The 12,596-nt window shown below is 41.0% G+C and carries 10 protein-coding genes and 2 pseudogenes; 4 read left to right on the top strand and 8 right to left on the bottom strand.

From position 1 onward, the window contains the following. Positions 1-334: 334 nt before the first annotated feature. From QLG08_RS15725 to QLG08_RS15700, 6 genes and pseudogenes are all read right to left on the bottom strand, one after another. Positions 335-484, bottom strand: coding sequence for a hypothetical protein (locus QLG08_RS15725; protein ID WP_279752590.1), 150 nt, complete (start codon positions 482-484; stop codon positions 335-337). 139 nt (positions 485-623) lie between these two features. Then, positions 624-2,768, bottom strand: a complete 2,145-nt coding sequence (locus QLG08_RS15720; protein ID WP_282472987.1) for a peptidase domain-containing ABC transporter — start codon at positions 2,766-2,768, stop codon at positions 624-626. Further along, positions 2,768-4,021, bottom strand: a complete 1,254-nt coding sequence (locus QLG08_RS15715) for an HlyD family efflux transporter periplasmic adaptor subunit (RefSeq protein ID WP_279752592.1) — start codon at positions 4,019-4,021, stop codon at positions 2,768-2,770. The genes QLG08_RS15720 and QLG08_RS15715 overlap by 1 nt, the downstream gene beginning before the upstream one ends. 24 nt (positions 4,022-4,045) lie before the next feature. Then, the gene (locus QLG08_RS15710) at positions 4,046-4,255 is read right to left on the bottom strand and encodes a hypothetical protein (protein ID WP_279752593.1); all 210 of its coding nucleotides are present in this window, start codon (positions 4,253-4,255) and stop codon (positions 4,046-4,048) included. 9 nt (positions 4,256-4,264) lie between these two features. Next, on the bottom strand, positions 4,265-4,951 hold the full coding sequence (locus tag QLG08_RS15705; protein WP_279752594.1) for a CPBP family intramembrane glutamic endopeptidase: 687 nt from the start codon (positions 4,949-4,951) through the stop codon (positions 4,265-4,267). 818 nt (positions 4,952-5,769) lie between these two features. Further along, a pseudogene (locus QLG08_RS15700) lies at positions 5,770-6,072 on the bottom strand (integrase core domain-containing protein); the annotation flags it as partial. Between the two features lie 157 nt (positions 6,073-6,229). On the opposite strand from QLG08_RS15700, the gene QLG08_RS15695 reads away from it, so the two are divergent. Further along, entirely contained in the window at positions 6,230-7,306 is a 1,077-nt protein-coding gene (locus QLG08_RS15695; protein ID WP_279752595.1) for an FAD-dependent oxidoreductase, read from the top strand. Further along, positions 7,299-8,492 carry a hypothetical protein gene (locus QLG08_RS15690; RefSeq protein ID WP_279752596.1) on the top strand — a complete coding sequence of 398 codons (1,194 nt, stop codon included), beginning with the start codon at positions 7,299-7,301 and terminating at the stop codon, positions 8,490-8,492. Before QLG08_RS15695 ends, QLG08_RS15690 begins: the two co-directional genes overlap by 8 nt. Here the strand turns inward: QLG08_RS15690 and QLG08_RS15685 are convergent. Then, complete coding sequence (locus QLG08_RS15685; RefSeq protein WP_279752597.1) at positions 8,457-9,206, bottom strand: aldo/keto reductase; 750 nt, start codon at positions 9,204-9,206, stop codon at positions 8,457-8,459. The two genes, QLG08_RS15690 and QLG08_RS15685, sit on opposite strands and share 36 nt — an antisense overlap. Positions 9,207-10,487: 1,281 nt before the next feature. Between QLG08_RS15685 and QLG08_RS15680 the strand changes: the two genes are divergently transcribed. Both QLG08_RS15680 and QLG08_RS15675 read left to right on the top strand, forming a co-directional pair. Next, positions 10,488-10,952, top strand: coding sequence for a hypothetical protein (locus tag QLG08_RS15680; protein WP_279752598.1), 465 nt, complete (start codon positions 10,488-10,490; stop codon positions 10,950-10,952). A gap of 298 nt (positions 10,953-11,250) precedes the next feature. Further along, positions 11,251-11,316: pseudogene (locus QLG08_RS15675) on the top strand (preprotein translocase); the annotation flags it as partial. A gap of 249 nt (positions 11,317-11,565) precedes the next feature. Here the strand turns inward: QLG08_RS15675 and QLG08_RS15670 are convergent. Further along, the gene (locus QLG08_RS15670) at positions 11,566-12,513 is read right to left on the bottom strand and encodes a LysR family transcriptional regulator (RefSeq protein WP_279752599.1); all 948 of its coding nucleotides are present in this window, start codon (positions 12,511-12,513) and stop codon (positions 11,566-11,568) included. Positions 12,514-12,596: the final 83 nt, after the last annotated feature.

The following is a 12,596-nucleotide window of genomic DNA, read 5'->3' as shown; positions in this document are numbered from 1 at the left end:
CTGTTCGCTCATAGCGGACATCGGTTCGTTCGTGATTCCGGTCTCTATGTCAGAAATGGGAGTTTGAGTTCTAAAATCTCTCTAAAAATTGACGGTTAGTTTTATCAGGATGCTTACATTAGTTGTACGCTTACTGTTTCCCATGGCCTAAATGCTCTAACTCTAGGGAAGTCTTTTTAGACTTTTATATAAGTGTTTGGGTTTATGTTTCAAAAATTTACCGTCAACTCTGTATGGTGAATTGACTCCGGGTTGCCCTTATAACGACTTACTGGTCGTCATGAAGAACACGCTTGCCAGAAGGTTGATGAAGAGAAAATGGCGAGTCATTGATTCAATTTTTCCACAGAGAATATAAAATTATACCTATGGCAAAAACTTCAAGCATCAACATAATGCCCTTAAAATTTAGACGGATAAGCCAGTTATTGGCTCTTTCTCTTTCGTCAGCTTCTCTGATAGCTTTATTCTTGTCTTCATACATATCTCAGTTCTCCGGTAGTCGGTGTTAATCTGTCCATTACTTTAACCTTTTTTTCTGAGCCAAAGCTCAAAGTAGTTATGTATACCCACCCGAAATGTGTCCTCAAGAAAAAAACGAACATTACATTTTTTAGCCTAGCTCAAGTCAATTGGTGGGCTGAAAAAAAAGCTCCTTTTTCCATCTTCAGAATGCGATCTGCAGAAGCAAGTGTTTCTGGCCTGTGAGCAATAAGCAATACAGGAATACCACTATCTCGCAGCATTTGGCTGATAACAATTTCGCTTTCCACATCCAAATGACTTGTCGCTTCATCTAACAATAAAAATCCAGGTTTCTTGTATAAAGCCCGTGCCAGAAGAATTCGTTGCTTTTGCCCTCCAGAAAGACCGCCTCCATTCTCACCAATCAATGTTTGATAACCCATAGGCATAGCCATGATTTCACTGTCGATGAGTGCAAGCTTTGCGCAATGCTTCATGCGTTCCTGATCGCGCTCTTCACTGTAAAAGATAATGTTATCCGATATTGTGCCTTTAAAAAGGGTGTCATCCTGCAGCACAGTTCCAATACGCTGACGTACCTGAAAGTAATCGGGATGATAGTGAGGTATACCGAAAGCCCTTATCACACCGCTGTCTGGTGTATCTATGCCCATTATAAGTTTAACCAGTGTTGATTTGCCACAGCCTGATTTACCCGTTATGGCCACTACTTCTCCTGGATTAAGGGTGAGAGAAAGGTCAGAAACTATTGGTGTATTGCTACCTCTGTAGCTGTAAAAAACGCCTTCCAGTGATAAAAATGAGGAGTCTTCAAACCGATCAAATCTTCCTGCAGTTACTCTGTACTCCTGAGTGCTGTCTTCCTGGGGATTCTGCACATGCCCTTCCGCAGGGCTCATGACGATGTCAGCCAGACGTTCGTTATAAACGCCCAGCATACGCCATGAAAAGAACTTATCAGTCAGATTACTTATACTGGAAGAAAAACTCCCCTGGAAAGACAGATAGGCTATTAACATGCCAACAGTAAATTTTCCGTTCAGCACTTCTTCAGCGCCTTTCCACAGAACAATCGCCGCCACCAGACTCGTCGCCAGGGAATGTGCTATATCATAATACATTCCCTGTCTACTTTGTTTTAGTTGAGTATTACGGCGTGTGACGTTGAGATTTAGCCATGCAGCTTCGCGCTGCTCAATAACCCCGTTGATTTTCAGGCTCAAAATACCATTAAGGGTTTCAAGGAAATGGCTGGACTCTCGTGTGCTGGCATCCCATGTTTCTTCTGCAGACTGTTTCAGGTATGGGTACCACAGCGCCCTGAGCAGAGCATAAAAAACTGATACCACAATGGCAATAAATGTCATTTCCGTACTGTATAGAAGCATCATTCCAAGTGAAGTTACTACAACAAGCACATCCACTAACCCTTCAAGCACCTGTGTAGTCAGAGCTTGCTGTATGGTGTCAATAGCACCGAAGCGGGCACTGATACTCCCTTTACTTCTCGCATCGAACCATGTCAGGGGAAGACGTATCAGGTGGTGAAAAACCCGTGCCGTCCATTGCATATTGAAATTAACAGACAATGTAATGCTTGCCCATTGACGTGCAAGCGATAGCAGTAACTGGGTAAGTGAAAGCAACAGTAAAGCTGTAATGACGACAGTGAGCAGGCCCTGATCAGCCGAAACCAGAACCTCATCAATGACCATTTGGTTAAGAAGCGGGCCACCCAGCGCAAGTGCCTCAAGTGCCAGTGCAAAAACAGTAATTTTAAGCATTGCCGGCAATAAGCCGGGCGTTTTTCCTGTTAAATTACGAAGATGAATTTTTTTCTTTTCATTCTGTGGTGAAAAATTTTCTGCTGGAGATATTTCCAGTGCAATCCCTGTAAAATGTTTTCCCGCTTCAGGGACAGAAATCGTGCGTTTTCCTTTGTCTGGATCGTGAATTACAAGTTTATTCCCTCGAAGATTGTTTAGTACTACAAAGTGATTCATGTCCCAGTGAAGGATACATGGTAATGTGAGTGACTTAAGATCTTCTGGCTCGAGTCTTACTGCACGTGAAGAAAGGTGGATTGCTGAAGCGCATTCCATAAGCCTCTGAAGAGTCATCCCCTTAATGCTGATACTGAAACGTTCGCGTAGCTTAGATAAATCAGTCTGCATACCATACCAGCAAGCCAGCATCGCAAGGCAGGCTAATCCACATTCAGCGGATTCCGTTTGTCTTATAACAGGTAGATGTTTTTTCCCAGTCCATTGAAGCATACTCATTACATTTTCCCTTTAATACTCCAGAGTGGTTCAGTCATCCACTCCCACAAATAACGTGTATCGAGGTTTACGTCAGCCTCAAGGGTCATGCCAGGACGCAGAGGTTCGCTTCGTCCATAAGCCATTATGTAATCGTGTTGGGGCAATACAATTACACGATAATGACCTTCATTTTCCTTCCAGGTAACAGGTGACACGGACAATAGATCGGAGGTGCTCAGCGTCGTTCTGCTGATTTCTCGTATAACGCCATGCTGAACTCCAAATTTTTGATATGGGAAGGCAGAAAATCGCAATGATACGCGCTGCCCTGGCCTAATAAATCCGCTATTTTGGCTGGTTGCATAAAGCTCAATCTGTAGTTGAGCATCATCAGGAACCAGAGTCATAACAGCTTCTGATGCCCTGGCGGATTGACCCTGCTTTATCAGCACCGCTGCTACTGTCCCTGATACAGGTGAAGTGAGAGTGAAACTTTCCTGCGCTGCAAGTTCTGCCTGCTGCTGCTTAATACTCTGAAGCTGTCGCCTGATCTCTGATTGTCGGCTTTCTCCCTGAGCAATGAGATGATTCAAATCCTCCTCAGCTGACTCCAGCGTAGTGTGTAACTGCAGCAGTTGCATGCGCTGACTTTCAACATTTTCCTGAGCAGCGGATACCTCCATCTGCTTCTGCTGATATTCGATATCTGAAACATAATGAGTAGATACGAGTTTTTTATAACGCTGCATTACTGATTCAGCAAGTCGCGCTTTATATTCTGCCAAATTAAAGTGGTCTTCAGCGCTTTTTATCTGCGGTTTCAGGGAGGCAATCCGCTGCCGGGATGAGTTCTGTTGTTGCTGATTATCGTGTTGTTCCATTATTTGCTGAGAAACAAGCATCGAGTATTGTGTTTTAAGTGACGTACTGATGGCTGCGAGAGTACCCGCTCCCTGCCCATCGTAGCGTTCGCCACTTATATGGTACAGGGGGGTGCCAGCAGAGACATGCTGGCCTTCTGAAACCATCAGTCCAGTAACATATCCAGCATAATGAGGAGTTATTTTTATAAGTCCAGTTGAGGGCATCACTATGCCTGAAAGATGTGCTTTACGCGTATAATGGCCAAAATAAAGTAAAGATATAATCAGAGTAACCAGTAGAAGAGTTGCACCTGCACTGAAGGATATACCTAATGATGCCGGGATAACGATATCACCATATGCTGAGTCATTCTGTCTATCAAGCGCTTCTTTTCTGAATAAGTCCATTTTCTTCTTCGCTTAGAATTCTTGCTACTTGCTTTTATATTTACCGTCAGTAAATAACCAAATAACCCCTTTCCAGACTTTATCTAAAGAAAAAAACACTCCGATAAAGAAGAACGATCCTGTCAAAAAAATGTGGAGATGTTCCCTTATTGGTAATAAATCATTCGGCCAGGCAACCACGACATACATGGCATAAAGAGAAATCAACAAAAAAATAACGTTTTTTGTTTTCATGTATTCACCTTATAAGGTCACCGAAATAATCAAAGATAAGACAGCAAAAGCATTTAGGGCAGCGTGTGCTAAAACGGGAAATATAAGAGATTTCGTATTAATTCTTATCGCAGTAAGGATAACAGAAAAAACGAATTCAGTAATATACGCAGATATGGAATCATATTGAGCGTGCATGACACTGAATATCAGAGAGGTCATCAACAATGCAACTATTATTCCGCCACTGAAGGACTTACAGAGGCAGCATAATGAACCGAACAAGCACCCTCTGAAAGCAACTTCCTCAACAAATGGGCCAATAAAAATCATAATGAAAAAATAAATTATGTTTTCCTGACTCAACAATGATGACAATGTCAAATCAGCGCCTGATGAAGGAGGACTTAAAGACTGAACAAATAAAAGAGATAGCGTGAGAGGGATGAATTTACTAAGTGACTTTATCTTTTCACATTTAAAAAATAGAGTGAAATATGTCAAAATTGTAATAACAAGCCCAAGAATGTAGGATGAAAAATATGCTTTAACAGGGCTAACATACTTAGCAACTACATCGGGCGTTCTGTTCAAAACAGTTAGAGTAATAATGAAAATGATGATATATAAAATAGCAGTCTTTGCAGAAGGAGCAAAGACTGTTTTAACAATCCCTTGGGAATGGGTGTTATCTAATAATTCAATATCAGTATTCATATAGGAAATTTTTACACGAAATAATGTTATCAGTTAGTAGTTAACACCCGTTTTCTTAACGATTACATGTGCCTGATGCGGAGTTGCCAGAGCAATGTGCTGAACCTGCTGACTGACCGCGTCCGGAACTATTTGTATTCAGACATTGCGTCGCCGCTCCAACCATTTTGGCTGAGGCCCTTCCTATATTAGGGAGGCTGGCCAGTGCACCAAATGCTGAGTTTGCACACGCTACAGTACTTGGGTCACTGTATATGTGAGTAGGGGCATTTCGGGATAAGGTGTTTTGCGGACCTGTCTTTGGATTACTTCGGGCGTGAGGACCTTCATAACCACTGTTCGCATTACCACCACTTACCAGTGCAATTTCACTTAAGTTTAACTCTCTGATATTAGACATAAAATCCCTCTAGAATAATCTTGTCAAAAAGTGCATTTCGAATATTGCATATATCAGAATATTCTTGAAAGTAAAAATATGTAAATATTAGTGAATTGCAAAGTATGTACCCAACTTTTGTGTATGACAGCCTGCACGCTTAGAGCGATTTTTTAAAAAATCAGTCTACAACCTTATGATTTTAATTGTTTTTTTATAACCCACCTAAAGCTATAATCATAAATTCGTGCTTTTAAAACACGTTGAAAACGTTGTTATTCATCATGAGCAACACTTACAATGGAAAAAATTGTTAGCTTGCTATTAATATGCTTAAAGCTGAGGATAACTTACTGACCCGCTACATTTGTAATCAAGAATTACCGGCTTCATTCTGGCAACCGGCATATTTTGCGGCAAATCTGAAGGGCGTCATTCAGCCCATTTCAGAATAAAAACAGCATTCGTTGTAACCCTGCTACTACTCATTAATCGTTTTTTTGGAAAGAACAATATCACTGTACCATTTTCCGTTCAGACACTTATATCTAAACCTTCCATTAAAACGCTCAATAAATCAGTTCCGAGTAGGCTTACCTGGCTGGATAAGCCGCAGTTTCATTCCATGTCAAAGGCTCCTTTTTCCAATATATGGCAGGTGAATTCAGGCCCCGGAATGCGGTTCTTGTCATCCCGAATAGTCTTAAAACAGCGCGATACTTTCTAGAATACGCGTCCCCTGGCCGCATTATTAATCACAATACCAGTTATCTAAGGAGATCACAGTCCAGACATACACCTTAAGATAAATTTTAGATGAACAACATCATATTAACCTAAGCATCATTAAATTGTCATGAAAGACATTAAGGATTGTCGAATTTTAAAGGGAGGTTAAAATGGAAATTAATGCTGAAGTGATCATTTTAGGCGCAGGTGCTGCAGGATTGTTCACTGCTCTTGAATACCAGAATCGTGGTTTAGATGTGATTCTAATGAACTACGATGACAATAATACCCAGACTCATTATTCACAGGGGATTATCCACAGCGGTACAAAATATGAGCTCTATAAAAATCGTGGCGACGGGAGATACGATTTTAGGACGGCATCGGATTTGTGGGAGAGTTACCTTTCAGGCCAGGGAACACTTGACCTTTCAGGGGTAAATGTGTTGAGCCAACTTTGTGCTCTATGGCCGCAGGATTATGCCGCTCTGCTGGCTATCAAAGGCGCCAAAAATATATTCAACTCGTTGATACAAAAGTCAAATTCACATACACCCTTCGTAGATTTCTGCGGGAAAGAATACCACTTTAAAGAAAAGATAATTGACGCTGTTTCCTTGATAAACAAGCTAAAAGCTCTGTTCACGGGAAGGTATTTTAATTTAAACTCCGCACCAGTGCTCATAAAAAATGAGTCAAATGCTGTTAGCCATCTGATTGCTGACAATGGAAATAAACCGATATGTTTCACCGCTAATCGTTATGTATTTTGCTGTGGGAAAGGAAACGGTAATTATTGGGATGACTTAGAGAATAAAAAATCTTTACAACTCCGCCCTCTCCATACTGTAACCATTACAGGAAGGTTGCCGTTGCTGAACGGCCACATCGTTTCTCGAAAAGGAATTGTTGCGACAATAACGACAAAGACAGATGTCACAGGAGTCAGAACGTGGAGCGTAGGCGGCAATGTTTCGGAGGCTTCATCTGCAGAGGAAACTCAGAAACGTGTAGAAGACCTAATCTCCCGGCACATCAGACTCGGCAATGGCGAATATATTAACGAGATCCAAATTCAAAAAGTTATTCGTGCAGAGGGTGTTGTGAAGGACGGCATGCTACCCCAAGGTTTCAACATTCACAGCAAGGAGAATTATATATTTTGCTGGCCTGTAAAGCTGGTGCTGGCACCTCTAATGGCGAAAGCTGTGGTTAAACTTGATCATAAGGTTTCCTTTCATGCATAAGGCGCTCACCGGTTACTATTCACCGCTAACAATCAGAGTGTTTTTAAGTTCGTCGAATCACATGCGTCGACATTTTCTGCTACTGTACATATATAAACAGACCGGAAGCATTAGTGCTTCGGCCATGGTCTTTATGCTAGAGTGGCTACCTAAACTGATAGCTTTTGGAGTATTCCCGAGGATCACGTCAGCCATTGGTGAAAAAAAACTTTTTGCGGTCAGTTCTCTGGTTTCTTGCATTTGCCTGCTCTCGCTACACTTCATCAATTTCACCTTTTTTTATCTCTTCTCTCTCTGTTTCATCATTTCACTGGTAGCCAGCTTTTCTTCGATTTACATTGACACAGCTTCTGCCATCAGAAAATCAGATGTGAGGTTTCCTCACCTACAAAACCTAATGCAGCAGGCTGAACAGGCCTGTACACTTATAATGCCTGTCGTCTCTTCTTATTTCGTATTCAGCGGTCAAGGGATGACCGACATTGGAGTATATATATTATTCACACTCTATGCTTTATGCACACTCACCGCACTTGCAGATTGTGTTGGCGGCAAATACGTCATTACGTCCAAAAAGAAAACAAATTCAATTACCGATGGTCTTAAATATCTCAGCAGTGCTCCACTTAGGACTTATGTTGTGTTTTCCTTTTTGTCTCTCGTGTCGTTCAGCGGAATATCGGCGCTGCTTCCAGAGTATCTGAAGAGCATCAATGCCAGTGCTGAATATAATTACAGCCTCGTCGTCTGCTCGGCCTCTTTACTAACCATGCTGGCCTTACCCATTCAGAACATTATTTTGAAGAAATCAGGAAGTAACTTATCACTCAAGTTGCTAATGGTGTTTTATTTCATATCCATACTTTTGTTACTTATTCCTGCCGCACGCTTTTCATCACTCGTTATCGCCTATGCACTAATGAGTATAAGCATTAATGCGTTAGATGTGCTGTTTAAAATCATCCGTGTAAGGTTCATTCATCCTGATGATTTTCGAGCCGCGATGGGCGTGTTTGCCATTTTCATGCTGCTGCCAATCATGTGCGCATCAGTTGCCCTATCTATTTTAGGTGAGGATGTTTCAATGCAGTTATTGATTAAAGGTTTATGTGCTCCTGCCATGATTCTACTTGCCTATCTTCTTATAAGTTCATTTCGAACAAAAAAAACGGCAGTTACTTTCTAGGTTATTTAGACTTGAGGTCGAGACCATGCACGTCGTTATCGCATCCTGACGTGCAAGGTGTTGTAATGCCTGCCTGATCTCTTCTTGGCTTTTTATGAGACCTGAACCGAGCGGCCTTTTAACGAAAACGTCAAGATGCGCAGTACGCTCAATACTCATGTAAGCAGAGAAATTTTGGAAGTTGATATTGTATGGGACGAATACAGCATCAAAATAACGTATTTTTTCAGGTAAATTTATCTCTTGAGTGAGTGACACTCCTATTTTACTTACTATCTTTTCTGCCTTCATATCCAAAAGACATTGAATAACTGTTTCATTGATTAAATTATCATGATGAAGAAAAAGATAATCAAGTTGGCTGGTTTTCAACTTAATGAGACTTTCTTCCAGGCTTTTTCTTATTAACGTTGTATCAGATGAATAGAAAAGTGAATTTCCATTTTGGAACTCACCAACTTTGGAAGATAGATAAAACTGACGAGCCAATCCTGTCCTCTGCATGGCTTCGCCTATTCGTTGTTCTGACAGCCCATAGCTTGGTGCAGTATCGAGTATATTAATACCTAGTTGGTGTGCCTTGATCAGCAATGCATCAATCTCTTCAGGTGTGGGTAATGCAGCGCCTTCACCACCTGGATATTTTACCTTAAAATTACGGCCGAATTTCAATGTGCCCAGCCCTAGCTTACTCACCGGTCCTTTATCAAACATCTCTTTTCCTCATTCATTCGGCAGTCCATTATTCCTATACTTTATGACATTTAAGTTAAAGGCATACATAGTCAGTTAAAAGGTACATGACAGACTGTGACATAGCCCCCGAACACAGACATAAAATATTATAAGGAATGTCCGCAGATCGCTCATAGCGGACTGAAATCAACCCCATTGATTTACGACGTGCTCGCATTTTGCTGTAAGCATAATAAGAGCTATTTTCTGATGCGTCGATTATAGTTCGGGATGCAGACCAACCTAGAGCTGAAGGCCGTAAGCAGCGCCGACTGTCTGTCGAAGTGCGACGATTCGAATCCAGCATGACAACCTGAACCGGCGAAAGCCGGCTTTATTAAGTCCATCATTCACCCGTGGTGAAGGATATGTGTCACCCTTCACCCATCCATCACCCGTTAAGCATATGAAATAAATAGACAATATAAAAAGGTGAACAGTGTGAAGGATTATTTATAAAATCTTTTTTCGTAGAATTTCGCTTTCTGGCCGCGCAACTGTTTTGATAAAGTTTGAATGCCTAAAAAAGGAGCAATAAATGGACACCTCTTTTTGAATGCACTGGACACTAAAAATCGTGAACAGTTTGACGTAGCGATTAATGCTTTGCAGGGGGATGTTGCTGCTGCCGCTCGATTATCCATAGATCCCCCGCTTGCGCCTTGAGTATTCTAGGCGTATCAAAGAGATGGCTGACGATTTACTATCCCGAGTTAATGCTGGATTGCTAACATGGGAACAGGCTGCGAAAGAAGCTCAAGAAACGCGAAATCTCATCATGGAAATGATTAGGACTCGCAGTACGCCACTTAGGCGTGCAATGGCAGGAAGGATGAAGTCATCGGATAAGACGCTTAATGAGTTAGTCGCAAAGAAAGCGACCTCACTTTTTGGGCCTAAAACAAACTTTGCCAGCCTTTCTGAAGTGCAAAAAAATTAGGTATATGCCAGCATTGTAGAATCTGCGGGTAAATCTAATCCCAGCGTTAACCTGAAGATGTTGCGACTCTCACGAGCAGGAAAAAGGCTTATCGTCCTCTCTTTAGCCATCTCTGTATATGAAATTTATACCGCTGAAAACAAGGTTGCTGAAACCGGTAAACAAATAGCGATTAACGGTGCAGGCATAGCAGGTGGTTCAGCGGGAGGGGCTCTAGCAGGTTTGGTATGTGGCCCCGGCGCACCCGTTTGTGTTTTGATTGGTTGATTTGTTGGTGGTGCACTTGCCGCCTTTGAAATGGGACGTTTTTGGGGATAGTCATGAAACAAACTCTCTCGGTAAAACTTGTTGAGGAAAGTAAAGCGACTGATTTTCAGCAGGCCGTTTCTGAAGTAGTGATCGATAACATACCGACGGGTATCACTATAAAAGGACAGGTACTCGAAGCCTCAGTTAAAGTCGACAATGACAGGTATATTCTTTTTACAACGGATGATGTGATCTTTGAGGAGTTTCTTACTGTTACTCTCATCAGCCTGAGTCAGGGGATTGTTGAAAGTTTGCAGGTTGGCAATGAGTATTCGTCAGGTTCTTTCGAGGCGCTGTCTGTCAATCACAAAACCATTGAGTTCAATTTCATTGGCGGGTCTGTCTGGACAATTAAAGTGAACGACACCCCAAAGCTCCGTGTTCCATTCTTTTCCGATCCGCGTGGTGTAAAACGCTCTTCAGGTCTAAAAGCGTATCTGACGATAGATGCAAAGCCATCACCCTCCCCAATATAAAAAAACCATTTAACAAAAGCAATTGGTATACGTTTAGGTATACCAATTATTTTTTAATGTAATATTTATATTTAATTTCATAGAGATAGATTGTTCATTCAGATTCCTCCAGCCCTCGAAGATTACAAGCGTCATCCGATGAAGTCCTAAGAGCCCGCACGGCGCAAGCCCTGCAGGCTTTTTTGTACCTGCAATTTGTCCTGGGTCAGTCTGAAGAAAACCAATTAAATCCGAACCTTTTAGGCATCTCATAACGCTTTATTGTTTGTGAAGTGCCTAAAACTACGGAAACCAGGCAATGGCAAGACAAGCCAAACCTATCTCCGTTAAGGAAATTGAATCTGCCAAACCCAGGGAAGCGGACTAAGTGCTCAATGATGGCAATGGCCTTAAGCTACTCATCAAATCCAGCGGCAGCGGATATGGATAACTAAATATACAAAACTGTCCAGAGATAGCGGGTCAAGATCAAGCAAGCTTTTTTGAGTCCTGAAGTCAATCAACTTCAATCTGCATCAAGTTATATTTGGGGATACTGAGGGGGGACCGATAACTATGGCAAAGGTATTCCTGAAATTATGAGTATTGCTCAATCAGAAAGCAGGCCAACGATTTATTGTGAAATAGATTGGGAAGCCCCAAACAATGCTGTTGTCCGGGAGATAAAGTCATGCGCATACTTTGATAAAAAACTTTTTTTATGATAGATGATATTCAATGGGCTAAAAACATAACCATCTCGTAAAACGACAGGTAAAAAAACATTATCTGGATATCTCTCTTGTAAGGTTGGCACTCTTATTTCAGTCAGAAAAAAAACGCCAAGATCATAATCAAATAAAGAAAGCATAAGTTCTATAGAATCAACCTCTAATATTTTTCTCGGTTTAAATCCAGCCTCTTGAAAGCATACATTTACAATTTCATGAAGACGATAGTTTGATTTAAGTAAAATAAATGGGAAATTTTTGAATTTATCAAGCGTAGTTCCATTTTTACATTCTAAAATAACATTGTCTGCATCCCTTCCAAAATATTCAACAAGCAGTTTTCTGGTGACTGCCAGATATAGCCTGTCGTTCATCAATGGAATTGCCTCTAATAATGAATCACTTCCTTTTTTTATGCCTACAAAAAAGTCAAGCTCTCCGGAGATAACCATTTGCTCCATTCTGGCTGATGTTTCAGTTGTAATATTTATTGTAACATTAGGCCATTTTATAAAAAATTCCGGTAAAAGCATGGGGAGCCAATAACTACCTCTATACGGAGTCACGCCAACATTTAATGTACCTATATTGTTCTGTTTTATATTATTTAATCGAGATGATATATTATTACTTTCCATGAGTATTTTTATTGAAGAGTCATAAAGCACTATTCCCGCCTGAGTTAATTTAAGCTGCGGTTTTCGATGAAATAGTTCCGTACCGTAATAATCTTCTAATTTTTTAATATGTATGCTGAGATTTTGCTGTGAGGTGGAGAGTTTTTGGGCAGTTTTGGTAAAGTTCAAATTTTTTGCCAACTCGACAAAATAGCTCAAACTAATGAAATTCATAACAACCTCAATATAACTATATAATAACCACCAGTAATTACTCGCTTGTTTATCGTAATCACTGCATGTTAAATCGTTAAGAT

Origin of the sequence: Pantoea sp. V106_11 (assembly GCF_029967885.1) — a bacterium.
Classification (GTDB): Bacteria; Pseudomonadota; Gammaproteobacteria; order Enterobacterales; family Enterobacteriaceae; genus Pantoea; species Pantoea ananatis.
The sequence above is the reverse complement of the archived record's forward strand: the minus strand, read 5'-3'. Positions and strand labels throughout refer to the sequence as shown.